The following is a 20174-nucleotide window of genomic DNA, read 5'->3' on the forward strand; positions in this document are numbered from 1 at the left end:
GCGACGGGCGACGGCGCCTCGACCGGGCGGCGGCCGCCACCGCGGGCCGGTTGGCGGGCCGTACGCCGCCGATCGGCGCCGCGGTCTGCTGCGGTTCGCTTCACCTTCATGCCACTTCCCTTCCGGCAACCTTCTCCAGCGCGCGCAGGCGCACCGGGGCGCTGCGCGGATTGCGCTCGATCTCCTCAGGGGCGGCACGCTCGGCGCCACGCGTCAGTGCGACGAATTCCGGCCCGTGTCCGGGCAGTTCGACGGGCAGCCCGGGTGGCGTGCGCGATGCGGTCGCCTCGGCGAAGCGGGTCTTGACGATGCGGTCCTCGAGGGACTGGTAGGCCATCACCACGATGCGCCCGCCGGCGTCCAGCGCGTCCAGCGCGGCGGGCAGCGCGTCGCGCAGCGAGTCCAGTTCGCCGTTGACCGCGATGCGCAGCGCCTGGAACGTGCGCTTGGCGGGATGGCCACCGGTGCGGCGGGCGGGGGCCGGGATGGCTTCGTAGAGCAGTTCCACCAACTCGCCGGTGCTGGTGAACGGCGCACGCGCGCGGCGGCGCACGACGAACTTGGCGATCCGGCCGGCGAACCGTTCTTCACCGAACTCGCGCAACACCCGGGCCAGGGCCTTCTCGTCCCAGGTGTTGAGCACCTCGGCCGCGGTCAGCGGGGCGTCGGAATCCATCCGCATGTCCAGGGGCGCGTCGGCGGAGTAGGAGAAACCCCGTTCCGGACGGTCGAGCTGCATCGACGAGACACCGAGGTCGAACAGGAGACCGCGGACGTCCGCTGCCCACGAGCCGGATCCGGTCAGGGCCTCGGCGATGCCGTCGTAGCGGGTGCGCACCAGGTGGACCCGGTCGCCGAACGGGGTGAGCCGTTCGCCGGCGATGGCCAGGGCATCCGGATCGCGGTCGAGGCCGATCACCCGCAGCTCCGGCAGCAGCGACAGGAAGCGCTCGGAGTGCCCGCCGGCGCCGAGGGTGGCGTCGACGAGCACCGCGCCCGCCCCGTCGGCGCCGCGCCGGGTCAGCGCCGGCATCAGCAGTTCGACGCAGCGGTCCAGCAGGACCGGGACGTGTTCCATCGCGACCCCCGAAGAACCGTTCAGTGAAAGGAGCGCCCCTGCATCGAGGTCCCTGCCCGAGAGCGCGGACCTGGCGTCGGGGAAGTACGCCAGGGCCGGATCGGACAGAGGCCACGATGCACGGGCGACATGCGGACCGGAGGCCGGGTGGTGTCCCCGGCCCGCGGGGGACTCAGATGATGTCGCGCAGAGTTTCATCGGTAGCCGCGGAGAAGTTCTCTTCGTGGGTCTGCTGGTACTCCTGCCAGGCTTGGGCGTCCCAGATCTCCAGGTAGTCAACCGATCCGATCACCACGCATTCCTTGGAGAGGTTGGCGTAGCGACGGTGGTCGGCGGACAGGGTGATCCGGCCTTGCGCGTCGGGATGCTGTTCGTCGGTGGCGGCGGCCAGGTTGCGCAGGAAGGCACGTGCCTCCGGGTTGGACCGCGACGCCTGCGACGCCCGCCGCGCGAGCTTCTCGAATTCGTCCCGCGGGTAGACCGCCAGGCTGTGGTCCTGACTCTTGGTCACCATCAGCCCTCCTGCCAGTGCGTCGCGGAACTTGGCGGGCAGTGTGAGCCGCCCCTTGTCGTCGAGCTTCGGCGTGTAGGTGCCCAGAAACATCCGGCCACCTCCCGCCTCGCTCCGATGTGTGCCACTTTACCCCACAATCCCCCACTTTGCTCCAACTAGTGGCTGCGACGTCGACAATTTCCCCACCGAAGCCCCCTGCCTGGGCTGGTCAGGCGCTCGGCCGACGCCGCGTGACGGCCACGGGAGCGCATCAGAGCCGGTCAGGGCATCACAGGCGGGCGGTGGGGCGTAGTGGGGCGCACAGCGCGCGACAACCGGGGTCGGCGTGTCGCCGCGGCGTCCGCAGACATGAAAAAGGGGTAGCCCGCAATCGGGCTACCCCTGTGAAACCGACTGTTCGGCTACTCGTCGAAGCGACGGCGGAACCGATCCTCCATCCGGCTGGTGAACGAGCCCGAACCCTTCTGCTTCTTCCCTGACCGCGACGGCGCCTCGGGAGCCGTACGGTCGCGCGCACCGCTCACCCGCGGACCGGTGATCGCGAACACCACACCGGCGAACATCAGCACGAAACCGATCACCGAGAGGATCGGGAAGGTGCCGATCATGGTCGCCTTGATCGCGACCCCGCAGACCAGAAGGCCAAGACCGACCACGAAGAGCGCCGCGCCCTGCAGTCGGCGGCGGGCCGAGGGCGCACGCAGCGTTCCACCCCGCACGCTCGAGGCGAACTTGGGGTCCTCGGCATACAGCGCGCTCTCGATCTGATCGAGCATGCGCTGCTCATGATCGGAGAGTGGCATTCGTCCCTCCTCGCCGGTACGGCCGGTCACGGTGTTCAAAGTCATCCATGCCCGCATTCACGGACACCTAACAGTCATGATACGAGGTCGATCTGAGCCGTACCACCTACTTCGTCGCTCGATTGTATGACGTGCACCGCCATTGGGCTGCCACCACCTCGCCCCGGATAATGGAGGCGACGGTTGAGCACCCTGGAGAGGCGACACATTGGCGACATTTCTGATCGATCTGTCGCCGGACGACATGGCACGGCGCCTCCCCGACGCGCTCAGTGTGTACGTCGACGCGATGCACTACCCGCGCGGTACCGAGGAGCAACGGGCCTCGATGTGGCTGGAGCACACCCGCAGGCACGGCTGGAAGGCGGTGGCCGCGGTCGAGACCGCCGACGACTCACCGTCGCCGCCCCCCGACGAGCTGCAGGCCGCACCGCTGCTGGGGGTGGCCTACGGCTACTGCGGCGCCCCGGACCAGTGGTGGCAGCAGCAGGTGGTCGCCGGGTTGCAGCGGGTAGGCGCCGAACGTTCCCGGATCGCCGACCTGATGACGAGCTACTTCGAGCTCACCGAACTGCACATCGATCCCGGCGCACAGGGCCGGGGCCTCGGCGAGGCGCTGGCCAGGCGATTGCTCGCCGACCGCACCGAGAACCACGTGCTGCTGTCCACCCCGGAGACCAGCGGTGAGGCGAACCGGGCCTGGCGGCTGTACCGCAGGTTGGGGTTCACCGACGTGATCCGCGGCTACCACTTCGCCGGCGATCCACGCCCCTTCGCGATCCTCGGGCGCGCTCTGCCGCTCTAGTCCGCCCGTCGGGCCCACCGGGCAACGTCCGGTCTGGCACGATGACCGGGTGCGCGCCCGCCCGTCCGCAAGTCGCCGAACCCGTCTGCTGGTGCTCGCCCTGCTGGTGCTGATGCTGCCGATGATGGTGGGTTGTGTGCGTGTGCGCGCCTCGATCACGGTGTCACCGGACGACCGGGTGTCGGGGCAGATCGTCGCCGCCGCCAAGCCGCGCGACGAGAACGACAAGGGACCGCAGCTGCTCAACAGCCTGCCGTTCGCCACCAAGGTGGCGGTCACCGAGTACGAGCGCGACGACTACGTGGGTTCACAGGCGGTGTTCTCCGACCTCACCTTCGCCGAACTGCCCCAGCTGGCCAACATGAACCGCGATGCGGCCGGCGTCGACATCTCCCTGCGCCGCGCGGGCGACCTGGTGATTCTCGAGGGCCGCGTCGACCTGACCTCCCTGAGCGATCCGGAGGCCGACGTGTCGCTCTCGGTGTCGTTCCCCGGCGAGGTCACCTCGACGAACGGCGACCAGCTCAGCGCCGAGATCGTCGAGTGGAAGCTCCGCCCCGGGGTGGTCACCACGATGAACGCGCAGGCCCGCTACACCGATCCGAGCGCCCGCTCGTTCACCGGCGCCGCCATCTGGCTGGGCCTGGCGTCGATGGTGGTGGCCGGCATCGTCGGCGCACTGGCCTGGACGAGCCGCGACCGCTCGCCCCGCTTCGGCGAGGAGCCCGCCAACGACGCCTGACCGGCGCGAGGCGCCGACGTGCGCCTGGCTTGCCGGGAAACCCCCGACACGCTCTACTCTTATTGCACTCGGGGGCGAGATCAGCACATGAGAAAGGGGTGCCCGCTGAGCGTGGATGCCGCGGCACCGTCAGCCGTCGAGCTGGCCCGTGCCGTCACCGACCAACTGCGGGACTATCTCCGGGACCGCCGCCGGGACAGCGCCTACATCGGCACCGAATACGCCGAGCTGACCGCCGCGCTGGAGGAGTTCGTCCTGCGCGGAGGCAAACGGGTCCGCCCGGCGTTCGCCTATTGGGGCTGGCGCGCGGTGGCGGGCCGCGATGCCGACCCCGGGATCCTCCGGCTGTTCGCCGCGCTGGAACTGCTGCACGCCTGCGCGCTGGTGCACGACGACGTCATCGATGCCTCGGCGACCCGCCGCGGCCTCCCGACCGTGCACCGGCTCTTCGCCGAGCGGCACCGCGGGCAGAACTGGCACGGCTCCGACGAGCAGTTCGGCCTGTCGGCGGCGATCCTGCTCGGCGACCTCGCGCTGGTGTGGGCCGACGACATCGTCGCCACCGTCGACCTGCCGCACGACGCGCACCGGCGGGTGCAACGCGTCTGGGCCGACATCCGCACCGAAGTGCTCGGCGGGCAGTACCTCGACATCGTCGCCGAGGCCGGCGGCGCGGACTCGGTGGCATCGGCGATGACCGTCAACACCTACAAGACGGCGTCCTACACCGTGTCGCGGCCGTTGCAGATGGGCGCCGCCGCGGCGGCGGACCGCCCCGACGTGCAGACGATCTTCCACGAGGTGGGCACCGACCTCGGGGTGGCCTTCCAGCTCCGCGACGACGTGCTCGGGGTGTTCGGCGACCCCGCCGTCACCGGCAAGCCCTCCGGGGACGACCTGCGCTCGGGCAAGCGCACGGTGCTGGTGGCCGAGGCCGTCGAGCTCGCCGAGCGCACCGACCCGGTGGCGGCCAAGCTGCTGAGGACGTCGATCGGCACGAACTTGTCCGATGCCCAGGTGCGCGAGCTGTGTCAGGTCATCGAGTCCGTCGGCGCGCTGGCGGCGGTCGAGGAGCGCATCGAGCTGCTCACCCGTCGCTCGCTGGAGCGCCTGGCCGCCGCACCGATCGACGCGCAGGCGAAGACCGGATTGGCCGAGCTCGCGAGATCGGCCGCCAACCGGTCCGCCTGACAGCATGACGACCGATACGGGAACTCCGAGAAGTCCTGCGGGACAGCACTTCTCTCGGCTGGCCGCATTCGCCTCATCGGGTGCGGCGCGGCCTGCGCTGCTCGGTTGCCTCGGCGCCGCACTGATCACCGTCGGCGCGCTCGGCGCGGGCAGCACCAGGCTGCACGACCCGCTGCTGGAGTCACTGCACCTGTCGTGGTTGCGCTTCGGACATGGCCTCGTGCTGTCGTCGCTGCTGCTGTGGGGCGGGGTGGCGGTGATGTTGATCGCGTGGCTGTGGCTGGGTAGGCGGGTGATCGACGGGGATGTCTCCGAGTACACGATGGTCGCGACCACGGGCTTCTGGATCGCCCCGCTGCTGCTGAGCGTGCCGGTGTTCAGCCGCGACACCTACTCCTACCTGGCCCAGGGTGCCCTGCTGCGCGACGGCTTCGACCCGTACCTGGTGGGCCCGATCGAGAACCCCAACTCGCTGCTGGACAACGTGAGTCCGATCTGGACCACCACCACCGCACCGTACGGTCCGGCGTTCATCCTGATCGCCAAGTTCGTCACCCTGCTCGTCGGGGACGACGTCATCGCGGGCACCATGCTGCTGCGGCTGTGCATGCTGCCGGGGCTGGCACTGCTGATCTGGGCGGCGCCGCGGGTCGCCCGCCATGTCGGCGCCAACGGCCCGGCGGCCCTGTGGATCTGTGTGCTCAACCCGCTCGTGGTCATCCACCTGATGGGGGGGGTGCACAACGAGATGCTGATGGTCGGGCTGATGGTCGCGGGCATCGCGCTGACGTTCGGTGGCCGGCCGGTCTGGGGCGTCGCCCTGATCGCGCTCGCGGTGGCGGTCAAGGCGACCGGCGGACTGGCACTCCCGTTCATGGTGTGGGTGTGGATGCGTCAGCTGCAGGACCGTCGCGGGTACCGGCCGCTGCGCGCCTTCGCCGCCGCCACCGCCGCGTCGTGCGCCATCTTCGTCGCGGTGTTCGCGGTGGTGTCCGCACTGGCCGGCGTCGGCCTGGGCTGGCTGACCGCGCTCGCCGGATCGGTGAAGATCATCAACTGGCTCACCCTGCCGACCGCGGCGGCCCAACTGGTCAACGTGATCGGCGGACTGTTCCTGCCGGTGAACTTCTACGCCGTGCTGGACGTCACCCGCATCATCGGGATCGCGATCATCGCGATCTCACTTCCGCTGCTGTGGTGGCGGTTCCGCCACACCGACCGCGAGGCACTCGTCGGCATCGCCGCGGTGATGGCGGTGGTGGTGCTGTTCGTGCCCGCCGCGCTGCCCTGGTACTACACCTGGCCGCTCGCCGTGGTGGCAGCGCTGGCGCAGAGCCGGCCCGCCATCGCGCTCATCGCCGGTTTCTCCACGTGGATCATGGTGATCTTCAAACCCGACGGCGCCCACGGCATGTACTCATGGGCGCACGTGCTGCTCGCCACGGCATGCGCTGTGGTGGCGTGGTATTCGCTCTATCACCCCGACCGGCGGCCGGGTCAGTACGCCATCGCCTGGGCGCGGCGCACCACCTCGCGGGCCTGATGTGACCGCAGCGCGTCCACCGGCCGCGCGTTGGTCTGCCGCTCGGTGCTGCCGTCGCGACTGATGGTCAGCGACGGGTCGGGGGTGAACAACCACCGCACGATCTCGGTGTCGCGGTACCCGCCGTCGTGCATCACCACCAGCAGCCCGGGCAGCGGCTTGATCACCTGCCCGGAGTCGTCGAAGAACACCTTGGGCACCACCACGGTGCCGCCGCGGCGGACGGCGATGAGGTGGCCCTCCCGCAGGTGCTGATGGACTTTGGTCACCGGAATGCCGAGCATTGATGCGACGGCAGGCAGGTCGTAGACGGCCTCGTCGGGCTCCAACACGTCGTCAGCGGCCGGAATGCTGCTCACGGCATCGAGTCTAGGGCCAAACCGGACTCGTAACATGTGTTCGGTGGAGCCCTACCCCCAGCATTCGGATCCGCTCGTCGGCACCGTGCTGGACGGGCGTTACCGCGTCGACGCCCCGATCGCGGCAGGCGGGATGTCGACGGTGTACCGCGGCCTCGACGAACGGCTGGACCGGCCGGTGGCGCTGAAGGTGATGGAGTCCCGGTACGCGGGCGATCAGCACTTCCTGACCCGGTTCCAGCGGGAGGCCCGTGCCGTCGCACGGCTCAAGGGCGACGGCCTGGTCGCCGTCTACGACCAGGGCATCGACCGCGGCCACCCGTTCCTGGTGATGGAGCTCGTCGAGGGCGGCACCCTTCGCGAGCTGCTGCGCGAGCGCGGCCCGATGCCGCCGCACGCCGCCGCCGCGGTGCTGGCGCCGGTGCTGTCCGGGCTGGCCGTCGCCCACCGGGCCGGTCTGGTGCACCGCGACGTCAAACCGGAGAACGTGCTGATCTCCGACGACGGCGAGGTCAAGATCGCCGACTTCGGCCTGGTCCGCGCGCTCGCCGAGGCGAAGATCACCTCGACCAGCGTCATCCTCGGCACCGCGGCCTACCTCTCGCCCGAGCAGGTCGCCTCCGGTGACTCCGGGCCGCGCAGCGACGTCTACGCCGTCGGCGTGCTCGCCTACGAGTTGCTGACCGGAGACACCCCGTTCACCGGCGACACCGCACTGGCGGTGGCCTACCAGCGGATGGACCACGACGTGGCGCCGCCGAGTTCGGCGATCGCGGGCGTGCCGCCGCAGTTCGACGATCTGGTGCTGCGGGCGACCGCGCGTGACCCCGCACAGCGCTACGCCGACGCCCAGGACATGGGCGACGACCTCGCCGACATCGCCGACGAGTTGCGGCTGCCTGCCTTCCGGGTGCCGGTGGCAAGGAATTCGGCGGCGCACGCGTCGGCCACCCGTGCGCACGCCCGCGCGCCGGTCACCGCCGCCTCGCCCGCGCCGCCGCGCCAGCCCACTCGCGAACTCACCCGCGGCCCTGACGACTGGCCTGCGGAACCTAGCCGCGACGACGAATACGCCTCGGTCGCAGACCATTTCGCCGGTATCCCGATCGACGAGTTCTACTGGGCCAGGCAACGGGCCAGGCGGACCCTGCTGTTCTGGGTGATCGCGGTGCTCACCCTCACCGGCCTGCTCGGCGCCGCCGCCTGGACGCTGGGCAGCAATCTGCCCGGGCTGCTCTAGTCGCGCAGCATCTCCGCCACGAGGAACGCCAGCTCCAGGCTCTGCTGGGTGTTCAGTCGCGGGTCGCACGCGGTCTCGTAGCGGCCGGCGAGGTCGGTGTCGGAGATGTCCTGCGCGCCGCCGAGACATTCGGTGACGTCCTCACCGGTGATCTCGACGTGGATGCCGCCGGGATGGGTGCCCAGCGCCCGGTGCACCTCGAAGAAGCCCTGCACCTCGTCGACAATGCGGTCGAAGTGGCGGGTCTTGTAGCCGGTGGAGGACTCGTGGGTGTTGCCGTGCATCGGATCGCACTGCCAGATCACCCGGTGACCGGTGGCCTGCACCTTCTCGATGATCGGCGGGAGCAGGTCGCGCACCTTGTGGTTGCCCATCCTGGTGACCAGCGTCAGCCGGCCCGGCACGTTGTGCGGGTCCAGCCGCTCGACGTACTCGACGGCCATCTCGGGCGTGGTGGTCGGGCCGAGCTTGACACCGATCGGGTTGGCGATCGTCTCGACCAGCCCGATGTGGGCGCCGTCGAGCTGACGGGTGCGCTCGCCGATCCACACGTAGTGCGCGGACAGGTCGTAGAGCCGCGGTTCGGGATCGCCGGCCGGGAAGTCGGTGGACAACCGCAGCATCGCCCGCTCGTAGTCGAGCACCAGGGCCTCGTGGCTGGCGTAGATCTCGGCGGTCTGCAGGTTCGGGTCCTTGACGCCGCAGGCGTTCATGAACCGCAGGCCGCGGTCGATCTCACCGGCCAGCGCCTCGTAGCGGGCCCCGGCGCGCGAGGTGCGGACGAACTCGCGGTTCCAGTCGTGCACCAGGTCCAGCGACGCGAGGCCGCCGGAGGTCAGCGCCCGCACCAGGTTCATCGCGGCGCTGGCGTTGGCGTAGGCACGCACCAGCCGCGACGGGTCGTGCTCACGCAACGCCGCGTCGGGGGCGAAGCCGTTGACCATGTCACCGCGGTAGGACCGCAGCCCCAGCGCGTCGATGTCGGCCGACCGCGGCTTGGCGTACTGGCCGGCGATGCGGGCCACCTTGATCACCGGCATGCTGGCGCCGTAGGTCAGCACCACCGCCATCTGCAGCAGCGTGCGGATGTTGGCGCGGATGTGCGGCTCGGTGTTGTCGGCGAACGTCTCCGCGCAGTCACCGCCCTGCAGCAGGAACGCCTCGCCGCGTGCGACGTCGGCGAGCAGGCTCTTGAGCCGCTCGATCTCCGACGGCACGGTGATCGGCGGAACGCTCTCCAGCACCGTTCGCATCGCCTTGGCCGTGTCGGGATCCCAGCTGGGTTGCTGGACGGCCGGCCGGGCCAGCGCGGTGTCGAGCCGTCGCCGCAGGTCCTCGGGCAGCGGCGGCAGGTCTGGGAGCTGGTCGATGGGTACGTCGACGGTCCAGTTCACCTGTCCATGGTAACCGGGCCGCGCATCGGAATTTACGCGGTCGACTGCAGGTCAGCCCGGCGGACGACGGTCGAGGCCGGTCATCGTCTGGAAGCGCAGCAGGTTGTGCCGCGCGTCGACCAGCGCATCGTGGGCGTCACGCGGCCGGGGCGGCATCCGCGGCGACCCGCGTTCCTCCCAGAACTGGCGCAGTTCGCGGGTGAACCGCGGCATCGCCGGCGGCAGGCTGGTCATCGGCCCCCACAGCTGGCAGAGCACCACGTGGTCGTAGGCGCCGACCCACGCCCACAGTTCGATCGTGTCGTCGCCGTCGATGCCGAAGAAGTCCTCGAGCTCGGCGCGGATCTGCCGCCGTGACCGCCACAGCGGCGACGCCGGCGACGGCAGCTTGGGCAGTACGTGCTTACGCACCCAGCTGCCGGCCCGGTCGGGATCGAATTCCGTTGAGATGGCGTAGTACTCGCGGCCGTCCTCGGCCGCGACACCGATCGAGATCAGCTCGATCGTGTGGCCGTTGTCGATGAACTCGGTGTCGTAGAAGTACCGCACTAGGCGACCCGCCCGTGGTCGCGGGCGGGCCTGATCGCCGGACCGGGTCCCGGCGCCGGGGCGGCGTGGATCTCGCGGTCGAGTTCGGCGTCGACCTTGGCGTCCTCCGGGAACTGCGGTTCGCCCGCGACGACGTGCTGCAACCACAGCTTGGCCTGCACCACGGGCCGCCGCAGCCGGCGCTCGCGCTCGAGGGCGCGATGCATCTTGCGCGGCCGGTCGGTGTAGCGCCACCTTGCCCACGGGGCGTGCGGCCGCGACAGCCGGATCGCGCCGACGAACAGCAGCGGGGTGATGAACATGCCCACCAGCCCGGTCCACACCTTGCCCTTGAACAGCACGATCATCGCGAGCCCCAGGGTCAGCACCGCCATCGCGATCACCGACGCCCGCGCCGCCAGGGAGTGGTCGTCGCGCCAGATGCCGATGTCGAAGAACGACAGCGGGTTGAACCCCACCACCAGCAGTCCGGCCACCGCGACCGCGGCGAAGACGGCATCGACCGACGTGCGGCCGTCCTCGGACCAGTACACGTCGGACAGATGCAGGATCAGCGCGAACTCGTCGAGCACCAGCGCCGCGCCGACGCCGAAGCCGATGGCCGCGACGGTGAATTCGGGTACTCCCCCGTTCACCGCCAGCGTCACCATGGCGATACCGGAGATCATCACCAGGATCACGCCGATCACCACGTGGTGGATGTGCAACCCGCTGCCACCCGTGGAGATGTTGCGGGGCTGCCACCACTTGCGGGGTGCATCGTTGTCCGCGTTGCGGCGGATGTAGCGGACGATCGTGCGGGTCACGAAGAACGTGAGGATGAATGCGACCAGACAACACACCAGCGGCAGCCGGTCCCGGGTGACTCCCGCGGTGACGAAGTCCAGATCGAAGGTCACGTGCACGCAGAAAACTTACGCCGACCTGCGCGCCGAATTCGGTGTCGGGTCCGGCATGGCGTCCCGGCGCGCCGTTGCCCACCGATAGTCTGTTCGGCGACATGAGTACTCGGCAGTCGCCCGGTGGGGCTGGTTGGGCTCCCACCATCGCGTGGCGGCTGTTCCAGTTGTTGACCCTTGCCGCCCTGGGCTGGGCCGGGTGGCGGCTGCTGGGCCACGTCCCCTACCGCATCGACGTCGACGTCTACCGGATGGGCGGCCGGGCCTGGCTCGACGGCCGGCCGCTGTACGCCGACGGGGCGATCTTCCACACCGAGGGCGGTCTCGACCTGCCGTTCACCTACCCGCCGCTGTCCGCCATCGCATTCGCCCCGTTCGCGTGGCTGTCGCTGTCCGCGGCGAGCACGGCGATCACGGCCACCACGCTGGTGCTGCTGATCGTGTCGACCACCATCGTGCTCACCCGGCTCGACGTCTGGCCGGACACCACGGTCACGGCGGAGCCCGCGTGGCTGCGCAGGGCCTGGCTGGCGGCCGCCCTGGTGGCGCCCGCGGTCGTCTACCTCGAACCGATCCGGGCCAACTTCGACTTCGGGCAGATCAACGTCATCCTGATGACGCTGGTGATCGCGGACTGCGTGCCGCGGCGCACCCCGTGGCCGCGTGGCATGCTGCTCGGCCTGGCGATCGCGCTCAAGCTGACGCCCGCGGTGTTCCTGCTGTACTTCCTGTTGCGCCGCGACACCCGCGCACTGCTCACGGCCGCGGCGTCCGTCGCGGTGGCCACCCTCGTCGGATTCGCGCTGGCCTGGCGGGACTCGATCGAGTACTGGACCGAGACGGTGAGCAACACCGACCGGATCGGCGCCGCCACCCTGAACACCAACCAGAACATCGCAGGCGCGCTGGCCCGCCTCGGCCTGGGCGACGACGTCCGGTTCGCGGTGTGGACGGCGTGCTGCTTCGCGGTGCTCGGGCTGACGGTGTGGGCGGGGCGGCGGCTGTTGAACGCCGGGGAACCGGTGCTCGCCCTGATCTGCGTGGCGATGTTCGGGCTGGTGGTGTCACCCGTCTCCTGGTCACACCACTGGGTGTGGGTGCTGCCTGCCGTGCTGGCCACCGGCGTGACCGCCGTCCGGCGCAGGTCGGCGGCGCTGGCCGCGGTCTCGGCGGCCGGGGTGGCGCTGGTGGTGTGGACGCCGATCACGCTGATGCCCGCGCATCGCGAGGCGGCGGCCTCGCTGTGGCGCCAGCTGGCCGGTGGGTCCTACGTGTGGTGGGCGCTCGCGGTCATCGTGGTGACCGGGATGCTGCGAGCCTCCGCGGCGGCGGACCCGGCCGGGTCGACGCCCGACGCGGCACCGGTCCCGGCCGCGAACTGACTCAGCCCGCGGCGGCCTCGGGGATGCGGGCGGCCGGCGGTGTCTCGGTGTCTGCCGTGCCCTCCTTGACGTCGGCCGCATAGAGGTCCACATACTCCTGGCCGCCCAGCTGCATCAGCTCGTACATCACCTCGTCGATGACCGCACGCTCGATGAACCGGTTGCCTGCCAGGCCCTCGAACCGGGTGAAGTCCATCGGCTTGCCGAACTTCACCTGCACGCGTCCGAAGTGCCACATCTTGCTGCCGGGCGGGTTGACGACGTCGGTGCCGATCAACGCGACGGGGATGACGGGGATCCCGGTCTCCAGCGCCACCCGGGCCAGTCCGGTCTTGCCCTTGTAGAGCCGGCCGTCCGGCGAGCGGGTGCCCTCCGGGTACATGCCGAGCACTTTGCCGTCGTTGAGTATCCGCACCGCGGCGCTCAGAGCGTCCTTCGCGGCGTCGGCGTCCGTGCGGTCGATCGGCACCTGGCCGGCGGCGGTGTAGAACCAGCGCTGGAACCAGCCCTTCAGCCCCGCGCCGGTGAAGTACTCGGCCTTGGCCAGGTAGGTGATGCGACGCTTGACCACGAGGCACTTGTAGAAGCTGTCCGCGACCGCCAGGTGGTTACTGGCCAGGATGCACGCGCCCGAGGTCGGAACATGCTCGAGCCCTTCGACTTTCGGGCGGCCGAGCAACGACAGCAGTGGGCCCATGAAGACGTACTTAAAGAGCCAATACCACATGGATCCTCCCCATCGGACGCACCTGACGGTGCTCGGCGACAACTTTACCCAGGCACTGTGGAACGGACCACAGCACGGGACGTCACTCCTCGACGGTGACGGGGATGTGCTGATAGCGACCGGGTGCGGGCTGGTCCGGCGGCGGCCCCTGCGGCGCCGAACCCGGCGGCGGAGGCCGGTCGGGGTCCGGTGGGGGGCCCATGTCCTCGACCACGGCACGCACCACCGTCAGCAACGCCGTGCTGTGCTCGGCGACCACGCTCAGCAGTGGGTGTTCCTCGCCGCTGACCAGCGCCGCGAGTGCGCACACCGGGCACCACACCTGCTGGCACGCGCCCGGCGTTCCGCTCGACGTCGCCCGTGCGGCCAGCAACCGCACCGCGGGATCGAGACGGTCGAGCACGGCCTGGGCGAGTGCCCGCAGTTCGGGCGCCAGGTTCTGGTGTCGCCGCCCGGCGGCGCCGGTGTCGGACTCGCTCACGCCGGCCACACCTCCGGGTTCGGTCGGAATCGCACCGTCAGCTCATGGCCCCGCAGCTGCGCATCGGTCACGATGCACCGCCGCAGAACCGATGCCAGCCGTACGCGGCGCCGCATACCGCCGGCACCGATGATCAGGTCGTCGTCGACCCGGCCCAACGACAGTCCGCCGGTGTCGATTGCAGGCAACTCTAGTCGCAGCCGGTACACCGCTTCGAGGCCGCTGCCGGATTCCCGGTCGACCACCGGCCGCAGCGGCCCCGGCGGTGGCGACCCGTCGCGGCGCCGGGCGCCCTCGAGCAGTTCACCGAGGGCCTTCGGTCCGATCGGCTCCCCGGGCAGATGCGGCACCAGCACGAGCGCGACGTCGCCTACCGCCGCGTCGAGCTCGTCGAGCACCGCCCGCTGCTCGCCGATCCGCGCCGCGTACCACTCGAAGGCCGGGTGCTCGGGCAGGTTGCGGTATTCGAACTCCTCGTCGTGCACCAGGTACTGGTTGACCACCAGCTCGGCGACCCGCACACCCATCAGCGCCAGCGAGCCGAGGGTGCGGACCGCCTCGGCGGCCACCACCCGTTCGGCGGTCAGCACCAGGTGTGCGCTGACCCGCGAACCGTCGGACAGCAGCGAACTCAACTCGCGGGTGGCGGCGTCGATGCGCTCGACCAGTGCGATGACGGCGGTGGTCGCCGCGTCGTCGGCGGCGGTGGACAACCTCCGGTGGCGGGGCCAGGCCCGTTCCAGATAGAGGCCGAAGGTGGCGGGCAGGGTGAGCATCCGCAGCGCGTCGGCCGTCGAGGCGCAGTCCACCACGACGTGGTCCCAGGTGCCCTCGGCGGCCAGCTCGCCGACCTCGTGCAGGCCGAGCACCTCCTGCACCCCCGGCAGCGCCGAGAGTTCCTCGGGGGCAAGCTCTCCGAGATCCGAGTCGGGGAACCGCGCGGCGACGGCGGAGGCGACGTCACGCCAGCGCTCACTCAGCAGGGCGAGGGTGTCGAGCGCCAGCGCGTCGAGGAATCCACCTGCGTCGCCGGTGTCCAGTTCGGCGAGCACCCGGGTGGGCTCGCGGCGTCCGGTGGGCACCACCACAGCGCCGAGCACATCGCCGGTGGAGTGGGCCTGGTCGGTCGAGACGACGAGCACCCGCAGGCCTGCACGCGCGTCGCGCACCGCGGTCGCCGTGGCCAGCGTCGACTTGCCCACTCCCCCCTTGCCGACGAAGAGACTGATGCGGGCGGGGGTGGCCGGTGGCCGGTCACTCAGGTCAGTCAGCCTCGACTCGTTTCTTGAGGTCCTTCAACGCGGTGTCGGTCAGCCGGCGCTCCGCCTTGCGCTTGAGCAGACCGATCATCGGGATCACCAGGTCGACCGACAGTTCGTAGGTGACGTCCGTGCCGTTTCCCTTGGGTGTCAACCGGTACGCGCCCTGCAGCGCCTTGAGCAGAGAGCTCGACACCAGCGTCCAGGTCACCGACGTGCGGTCGGACGGCCACTCGTAGGCCAGCACCATGGTGTCCTTGAGCACGGCCGCGTCGAGCACCAGCCGTGCGGTCTTCGGGTTGCCCTTCGCGTCGGCTTCGAGAACCTCGGCTTCCTTGTACTCGGCAACCCAGTCCGGATACGAGCCGATGTCGGCGATCACGTCCATCACCGTCGTCGGATCGGCATCGATGTAGATCGTCTGTGCCGTTCTGTCCGCCACCTGCACCCTCCTCGGCACGAAATCTACCCCGGCCACCTCGTCCCAACCGCGCGGCCGGGAAGAGGACTATGAAGTCTGCCGGGGCAGCCCCACCGGCCGCGACGCCTCGAGCGTCTGTTTGACCTCGAACGCCATCTTCTTACCGGCGACGCGGCGTTGATGATTGAGCTTGGCCAGATTCATCCGGGCCAATTGCCACGCCGCGGCTCCCGACGGTTCGGCATGCACGAAGTAGTGCAGGATCACCCCGTCCAGCGCCGGCTCCAGCCATACCTCCATGGTCCCGGCCAGCGCGCCCGTCACGGTCCAGCGGTGACCCTGTGCGCCGCGGTCCTCGACGACGGTGAGCCGCAGATCCGGCCACCACCGCCGCCAGGCCGCCGGATCGGCGACCGCGCGGCCGACGTCGGCCGGGTCTGCCGCCACGAAGGTCTCGTCGGCGATCTGGATGCTGTTCATCGCCTTCAAGCTTCACATATGCTCCTCCGCCGGGCCGGGTCGGCCGACTAGGCTGAGGCCGCACATCAGCAAGCCGAGAGCCGGGAGGCCAGCACCGTGCGCGAGTTCAGCGTTCCTGCCGAGTTCACCGTCGACGAGCACGACAGCGTCGTCGGTGCCGTGTTCGCCCACGAGCGCGACGATCCCGACCATGTCATCTTCAGCCGCCTCGTCGACGGCGCCTGGGTCGACGTGACCTGCGCTGCAGCCGCCGACCAGATCCGGTCCACCGCCCTGGGTCTGATCGCCAGGGGTGTCAAGCCCGGCGACCGGGTGGCGCTGCTCTCGGCGACCCGGTACGAGTGGACGATCATCGACCTGGCCATCCTGGCCGCCGGCGCGGTGACGGTGCCGATCTACGAGACCTCCTCGGCCGAGCAGGTGCGTCACGTGCTGTCGGATTCCGGCGCGGTCGCGGTCTTCGCCGAGACCGACGCCCACGCCGACAAGATCGACCAGTTCGCCGGCGAGCTGTCCCAGCTGCACACGGTGCTGCGCATCGACGGCGCCGAACCCGCGCTGCCCGCGCTGGCGCAGGACGCCGCGACGGTGGACGCCAAGGAACTCTCCGACCGGCTCGCGGCGATCTCCTCAGCCGATCCAGCCACGCTGATCTACACGTCCGGGACCACCGGCCGGCCCAAGGGCTGCCAGCTGACCCACGCCAACCTGCTCTACGAGATCCGGGGCGCCAAGGCGTGCTTCCCCGATCAGCTCGCCAAGGGCGAACGCATGCTGGTGTTCCTGCCGCTGGCCCACGTGCTGGCGCGCGCCATCACGATCGCCGCGTTCACGAGCAAGGTGACACTCGGCTTCACCAGCGACATCAAGAACCTGGTGCCGTTGTTCGGCGTGTTCAAGCCGACGCTGGTGGTGTCGGTGCCGCGGGTGTTCGAGAAGGTCTACAACACCGCCGAGCAGAACGCCCGCAGCGACGGCAAGGGCCGCATCTTCGAGATCGCGGCCAACACGGCGATCGAGTGGAGCAAGGCGCACGACGGCAAGGGCCCCGGCCTGGTGTTGCGGGCCAAGCACGCGGTGTTCGACCGGCTCGTCTACGGCAAGCTGCGCGCTGCGCTCGGCGGGGACTGCCGCGCCGCGATCTCCGGCGGCGCCCCCCTCGGCGCCCGGCTCGGCCACTTCTACCGCGGCGTCGGGCTGACGATCTACGAGGGCTACGGCCTCACCGAGACCAGTGCGGCGATCACGGTCAACCGGGTCGGCGACATCAAGATCGGGTCGGTCGGGAAGTTGTTGCCCGGCAACAGCATGCGCCTCGGCGAGGACGACGAGCTGCTGGTCAAGGGCGGCGTCGTGTTCAGCGGCTACTGGAACAACCAGGAGGAGACCGACAAGGTCTTCTCCGACGGCTGGTTCCACACCGGTGACCTCGGCGCGTTCGACGAGGACGGCTTCCTGACGATCGTCGGACGCAAGAAGGAGATCATCGTCACCGCGGGCGGCAAGAACGTCGCGCCCGCGGTACTCGAGGACCAGCTGCGTGCACATCCGCTGATCAGTCAGGCGATGGCCGTCGGGGACGCCAAGCCGTTCGTGGGTGCGCTGATCACCATCGACCCGGAGGCCTTCGACGGGTGGAAGGGGCGCAACGGCAAGGACAGCGGCGCCTCCGTCGGCGACCTCACCGACGACCCGGACCTGGTCGCCGAGATCGATTCGGCGGTCAAGGAGGCCAATCAGGCGGTCTCGAAGGCCGAGGCGATCCGCAAGTTCCGCATCCTGTCCGTCGACTTCACCGAGGACACCGGCGAACTGACCCCGACCCTGAAGGTCAAGCGCAAGGTGGTGGCGGAGAAGTTCGCCACCGACATCGAGGCGCTCTACGGGTCCGGTTAGAGCAGTCCGGCCAGCCGGCGGCCCTGGGTGCGCCACTGCCACTGGTCGACGACCCAGCTCCGGCCCGCCGCTCCCATCGCGGCGGCCCGGACGGGGTCGGCCAGCAGGTCGCTGACCGCCGAGGCGATCTCGTCGATGTCGCGGCCGTCGACGACCGTCCCGGTCTGGCCGTCGCGCACCGTCTCCGGGGCGCCGCCGGACCGCCCGGCCACCACCGGGACGCCGGTCGCCGAGGCCTCCAGGTAGACGATCCCCAGCCCCTCCACGTCGAGGCCCGCGCCGCGGGTGCGGCACGGCATCGCGAAGACGTCGGCCATCGCGTGGTGGGCCGGGAGTTCGGCGGCGGGCACACCGCCGGTGAACACGACGTGGTCGGTGACACCGTGCCGGACGGCCAGCTGCTCGAGGGCGTCCCGGTGCGGGCCGCCGCCGACGATCACCAGCGCCGCCCCCGGGACGCGCCGCCGCACCTCGGGCAGTGCCCGGATCAGCATGTCCTGGCCCTTGCGCGGCACCAGCCGCGACAGACAGACCACCACGGGCCGGTCGGCCAGGCCGTAGCGGGCACGCAGTTCCGCGCGCGCGGCCGAGTCGGGTGTGAACCGGTCGGTGTCGACGCCCGGCGGGAGGTGCTCCAGTGCGGCGGCGGGACCGAACGCCGATGCGAACCGCCCCCTGGTGTACTGGCTGACGTAGGTCACCACGTCGGTGCCGTCGCCGATGCGGCGCAACGCCGTTCGGGCCACCGGCAGCATCGACCAGCCCACCTCGTGACCGTGCGTGCTGGCCAGCACACGGCCTGCGCCGGCCCGCCGCGCCAGCGGCGCCAGCAGTGCCAGCGGCGCCGCGGCGCCGAACCACACGGTCTCGATGTCGAGGCGCCGGATCAGCGCGCGCATCCTGGTCGCCACCGACGGCTCGGGCAGCATCAGCGTGGTGGGATGCCGGACCACCTCGTATCCGGCCGCGCGGTCGTAGTCCTGCGATCCCGACCACGTCGGCGCGTACACGGTCAGCGTGTGCGAACCGGCCGCCACCAGTTGTGCCACCAGCTCCTCGAGGTAGGCCTGGATGCCGCCGCGGCGGGGCGGGAAGTCGTTGGTGACGAGCAGGACCCGGGTCACTGCGCCTGCCACGCCCGCCAGCCGGCCTCCACCTCGGGCAGGCTCTGTCCGAGGGTGTCGCGGACCGCCGTCGCGACGTCCGGGTGTCCCGGGCCGCAGGCGCGCAGGTACAGCGCGCGCAGCGCCGCGATTCCGTGCCGGTCGGCGACGTAGCGGCTGAACAGCCACGCCCGGTCATACGCGAGCGAGCGCACCGGCCCGGCCGTGTCCAGATCGGTGTCGGTGGGCAGCCGGGCGGGCACGTCGGCCTCGGGCGGCGCGGCGGGAGCGGGGCGCGCGACGTAGTCGGCCACCCCCTCCGTCAGCCAGCGCGGCGCGTCGGCCGCGGTGTCGGCCCGTGCGGCGTAGTGGAACAGCTCGTGGCGCAGCACGATTCGCAGCGCCGGCGCGGTCATCGCGGCGGCACCGGGCGCGAACAGAATCCGGTCGGTGGTGGTGACGGCGGCGATGTCGGTGGTCGGCGCACCCGGAGTCGGCGCGGCCAGTGCGGCGAACTGCACGTCGGAGCCCGCCACCGCCACCACGATGTCGCGTCGCCAGTCCGGGCCCCAGAACGCGGTCACCGCGTCGGCGGCGGGCCCCAACTCATCGGCGATGCGGCGGGTGAGGGCGGCGCTGTCCGGTCCGCCGACGGCGATCAGCGTTGCGGTACGCCCGCCGGGCAACGCACGTGTCGTCGGGGCCAGTGTGGAGGTCTGCGCGTCAGGGGCGGCGGTGTGCGGGACGGTCGGCGCTGCGGACCGGTCGACGAGCAGCAGCGCGCACGTCAGTTCGGCCAGCAGCACCGCGAGCAGCAGGCGTTTGGCAGACAAGGACGGCCCGACCGCGCCGGGGATGACGCCCGGCCTCAGTACCGGCGGACGTTGTAGATCGGTGCGTTGTCCACCGGGGCGACGCGCACCGGTGTGCCGTAGGTGGAGGCGTGCACCATCTGTCCGCCCCCGATGTAGATGCCGACGTGCGAGGCGTCCGAGTAGTACGTCACCAGATCGCCGGGCTGCATCTGGTCCATCGACACCGCCTGACCGCCGCGGGCCAGCGCCTGGCTGGAGTGCGGCAGCGAGAGGCCGGCCTGCTGGAACGACCACATGACCAGGCCTGAGCAGTCGAACGCGCTCGGGCCGGAACCGCCCCACGAGTAGGGCGAGCCGATCCGGCTCAGTGCCGCCTGCACCGCGACGGCGCCCTGGCCGCCTCCCGCAGGCGGGGCGAGGTCACCGGGCGGGATGGCACCGGGAGGAGCGGCCACCACGGCGGGGTCGTTCGGCGGCAGCGCCGCGGGCGGCG

Annotated in this window: 22 protein-coding genes; 7 read left to right on the plus strand and 15 right to left on the minus strand. The window is 70.7% G+C overall.

Features of this window, described 5'->3' with window-relative positions; translation table 11 throughout:
- Nucleotides 1–106 precede the first annotated feature (106 nt).
- The 3 genes from rsmH to H7I41_RS09615 all read right to left on the minus strand — a co-directional run bounded on the left by rsmH (nucleotide 107) and on the right by H7I41_RS09615 (nucleotide 2395).
- The gene (rsmH, locus tag H7I41_RS09605) at nucleotides 107–1276 is read right to left on the minus strand and encodes a 16S rRNA (cytosine(1402)-N(4))-methyltransferase RsmH (protein WP_372503718.1); all 1170 of its coding nucleotides are present in this window, start codon (nucleotides 1274–1276) and stop codon (nucleotides 107–109) included.
- Complete coding sequence (mraZ, locus tag H7I41_RS09610; protein WP_018599516.1) at nucleotides 1251–1682, minus strand: division/cell wall cluster transcriptional repressor MraZ; 432 nt, start codon at nucleotides 1680–1682, stop codon at nucleotides 1251–1253. Before mraZ ends, rsmH begins: the two co-directional genes overlap by 26 nt.
- A gap of 311 nt (nucleotides 1683–1993) precedes the next feature.
- Nucleotides 1994–2395 (minus strand): SCO2097 family morphological protein, encoded by a 402-nt coding sequence (locus tag H7I41_RS09615; protein WP_264012350.1) that lies wholly within the window; start codon nucleotides 2393–2395, stop codon nucleotides 1994–1996.
- Between the two features lie 208 nt (nucleotides 2396–2603).
- On the opposite strand from H7I41_RS09615, the gene H7I41_RS09620 reads away from it, so the two are divergent.
- The 4 genes from H7I41_RS09620 to H7I41_RS09635 all read left to right on the plus strand — a co-directional run bounded on the left by H7I41_RS09620 (nucleotide 2604) and on the right by H7I41_RS09635 (nucleotide 6676).
- Nucleotides 2604–3200, plus strand: a complete 597-nt coding sequence (locus tag H7I41_RS09620) for a GNAT family N-acetyltransferase (RefSeq protein ID WP_264012351.1) — start codon at nucleotides 2604–2606, stop codon at nucleotides 3198–3200.
- Between the two features lie 112 nt (nucleotides 3201–3312).
- Nucleotides 3313–3942: an LppM family (lipo)protein gene (locus H7I41_RS09625; protein ID WP_264012368.1), complete on the plus strand. Its 630-nt coding sequence runs from the start codon at nucleotides 3313–3315 to the stop codon at nucleotides 3940–3942.
- Between the two features lie 111 nt (nucleotides 3943–4053).
- On the plus strand, nucleotides 4054–5133 hold the full coding sequence (idsA2, locus tag H7I41_RS09630; RefSeq protein ID WP_264012369.1) for a bifunctional (2E,6E)-farnesyl/geranyl diphosphate synthase: 1080 nt from the start codon (nucleotides 4054–4056) through the stop codon (nucleotides 5131–5133).
- A 4-nt stretch (nucleotides 5134–5137) separates the two neighbouring features.
- On the plus strand, nucleotides 5138–6676 hold the full coding sequence (locus H7I41_RS09635; RefSeq protein ID WP_264012352.1) for an alpha-(1->6)-mannopyranosyltransferase A: 1539 nt from the start codon (nucleotides 5138–5140) through the stop codon (nucleotides 6674–6676).
- Here H7I41_RS09635 and H7I41_RS09640 read toward each other — a convergent pair.
- Entirely contained in the window at nucleotides 6631–7035 is a 405-nt protein-coding gene (locus H7I41_RS09640) for an Rv2175c family DNA-binding protein (RefSeq protein ID WP_264012353.1), read from the minus strand. The genes H7I41_RS09635 and H7I41_RS09640 overlap by 46 nt on opposite strands.
- A 34-nt stretch (nucleotides 7036–7069) precedes the next feature.
- Between H7I41_RS09640 and H7I41_RS09645 the strand changes: the two genes are divergently transcribed.
- A complete protein-coding gene (locus H7I41_RS09645) occupies nucleotides 7070–8275 on the plus strand; it encodes a protein kinase domain-containing protein (protein ID WP_264012354.1) in 1206 nt (401 codons plus the stop codon).
- Here H7I41_RS09645 and H7I41_RS09650 read toward each other — a convergent pair.
- From H7I41_RS09650 to H7I41_RS09660, 3 genes are read right to left on the minus strand one after another with little or no spacing between them, the layout of a single operon-like run.
- Nucleotides 8272–9669 carry a class II 3-deoxy-7-phosphoheptulonate synthase gene (locus H7I41_RS09650; protein ID WP_264012355.1) on the minus strand — a complete coding sequence of 466 codons (1398 nt, stop codon included), beginning with the start codon at nucleotides 9667–9669 and terminating at the stop codon, nucleotides 8272–8274. The genes H7I41_RS09645 and H7I41_RS09650 overlap by 4 nt on opposite strands.
- Before the next feature lie 51 nt (nucleotides 9670–9720).
- Complete coding sequence (locus H7I41_RS09655) at nucleotides 9721–10218, minus strand: polyadenylate-specific 3'-exoribonuclease AS (RefSeq protein ID WP_264012356.1); 498 nt, start codon at nucleotides 10216–10218, stop codon at nucleotides 9721–9723.
- Entirely contained in the window at nucleotides 10218–11123 is a 906-nt protein-coding gene (locus H7I41_RS09660; protein WP_264012357.1) for a hypothetical protein, read from the minus strand. The genes H7I41_RS09655 and H7I41_RS09660 overlap by 1 nt, the downstream gene beginning before the upstream one ends.
- A 95-nt stretch (nucleotides 11124–11218) precedes the next feature.
- Between H7I41_RS09660 and H7I41_RS09665 the strand changes: the two genes are divergently transcribed.
- Entirely contained in the window at nucleotides 11219–12499 is a 1281-nt protein-coding gene (locus H7I41_RS09665; protein ID WP_264012358.1) for a glycosyltransferase 87 family protein, read from the plus strand.
- A gap of 1 nt (nucleotide 12500) precedes the next feature.
- On the opposite strand, the gene H7I41_RS09670 is transcribed toward H7I41_RS09665, so the two are convergent.
- The 5 genes from H7I41_RS09670 to H7I41_RS09690 all read right to left on the minus strand — a co-directional run bounded on the left by H7I41_RS09670 (nucleotide 12501) and on the right by H7I41_RS09690 (nucleotide 15867).
- The gene (locus tag H7I41_RS09670) at nucleotides 12501–13226 is read right to left on the minus strand and encodes a lysophospholipid acyltransferase family protein (protein ID WP_264012359.1); all 726 of its coding nucleotides are present in this window, start codon (nucleotides 13224–13226) and stop codon (nucleotides 12501–12503) included.
- Between the two features lie 82 nt (nucleotides 13227–13308).
- Nucleotides 13309–13707, minus strand: coding sequence for a hypothetical protein (locus H7I41_RS09675; RefSeq protein ID WP_264012360.1), 399 nt, complete (start codon nucleotides 13705–13707; stop codon nucleotides 13309–13311).
- A complete protein-coding gene (locus H7I41_RS09680; RefSeq protein WP_264012370.1) occupies nucleotides 13704–14969 on the minus strand; it encodes an ArsA family ATPase in 1266 nt (421 codons plus the stop codon). The genes H7I41_RS09675 and H7I41_RS09680 overlap by 4 nt, the downstream gene beginning before the upstream one ends.
- A 1-nt stretch (nucleotide 14970) precedes the next feature.
- Entirely contained in the window at nucleotides 14971–15408 is a 438-nt protein-coding gene (locus H7I41_RS09685) for an SRPBCC family protein (RefSeq protein ID WP_264012361.1), read from the minus strand.
- Between the two features lie 66 nt (nucleotides 15409–15474).
- On the minus strand, nucleotides 15475–15867 hold the full coding sequence (locus tag H7I41_RS09690) for a polyketide cyclase / dehydrase and lipid transport (protein WP_264012363.1): 393 nt from the start codon (nucleotides 15865–15867) through the stop codon (nucleotides 15475–15477).
- 96 nt (nucleotides 15868–15963) lie between these two features.
- Between H7I41_RS09690 and H7I41_RS09695 the strand changes: the two genes are divergently transcribed.
- Complete coding sequence (locus H7I41_RS09695) at nucleotides 15964–17763, plus strand: AMP-dependent synthetase/ligase (protein WP_264012364.1); 1800 nt, start codon at nucleotides 15964–15966, stop codon at nucleotides 17761–17763.
- Here H7I41_RS09695 and H7I41_RS09700 read toward each other — a convergent pair.
- The 3 genes from H7I41_RS09700 to H7I41_RS09710 form a co-directional block, all read right to left on the minus strand.
- Nucleotides 17760–18887 (minus strand): glycosyltransferase family 4 protein, encoded by a 1128-nt coding sequence (locus H7I41_RS09700; RefSeq protein ID WP_264012371.1) that lies wholly within the window; start codon nucleotides 18885–18887, stop codon nucleotides 17760–17762. The genes H7I41_RS09695 and H7I41_RS09700 overlap by 4 nt on opposite strands.
- Nucleotides 18884–19699: a peptidase gene (locus tag H7I41_RS09705; protein ID WP_264012366.1), complete on the minus strand. Its 816-nt coding sequence runs from the start codon at nucleotides 19697–19699 to the stop codon at nucleotides 18884–18886. Before H7I41_RS09705 ends, H7I41_RS09700 begins: the two co-directional genes overlap by 4 nt.
- Before the next feature lie 35 nt (nucleotides 19700–19734).
- Nucleotides 19735–20174 (minus strand): NlpC/P60 family protein (locus H7I41_RS09710; RefSeq protein ID WP_264012367.1); only part of this gene is annotated, 440 nt, incomplete at its 5' end.

It is taken from the genome of [Mycobacterium] manitobense, from assembly GCF_025821665.1.
In the GTDB taxonomy this organism is placed as follows: Bacteria; Actinomycetota; Actinomycetes; order Mycobacteriales; family Mycobacteriaceae; genus Mycobacterium; species Mycobacterium arseniciresistens.

Bases quoted from the DNA above. Each gene is read 5' to 3' on its own strand.
- H7I41_RS09635 (WP_264012352.1), top strand. From the start codon at position 5,138: ATGACGACCGATACGGGAACTCCGAGAAGTCCTGCGGGACAGCACTTC.
- H7I41_RS09615 (WP_264012350.1), bottom strand. From the start codon at position 2,395: ATGCCACTCTCCGATCATGAGCAGCGCATGCTCGATCAGATCGAGAGC.
- rsmH (WP_372503718.1), bottom strand. From the start codon at position 1,276: ATGAAACTCTGCGCGACATCATCTGAGTCCCCCGCGGGCCGGGGACAC.
- H7I41_RS09665 (WP_264012358.1), top strand. From the start codon at position 11,219: ATGAGTACTCGGCAGTCGCCCGGTGGGGCTGGTTGGGCTCCCACCATC.
- mraZ (WP_018599516.1), bottom strand. From the start codon at position 1,682: ATGTTTCTGGGCACCTACACGCCGAAGCTCGACGACAAGGGGCGGCTC.
- H7I41_RS09670 (WP_264012359.1), bottom strand. From the start codon at position 13,226: ATGTGGTATTGGCTCTTTAAGTACGTCTTCATGGGCCCACTGCTGTCG.
- H7I41_RS09645 (WP_264012354.1), top strand. From the start codon at position 7,070: ATGTGTTCGGTGGAGCCCTACCCCCAGCATTCGGATCCGCTCGTCGGC.
- H7I41_RS09690 (WP_264012363.1), bottom strand. From the start codon at position 15,867: ATGAACAGCATCCAGATCGCCGACGAGACCTTCGTGGCGGCAGACCCG.
- H7I41_RS09625 (WP_264012368.1), top strand. From the start codon at position 3,313: ATGCTGCCGATGATGGTGGGTTGTGTGCGTGTGCGCGCCTCGATCACG.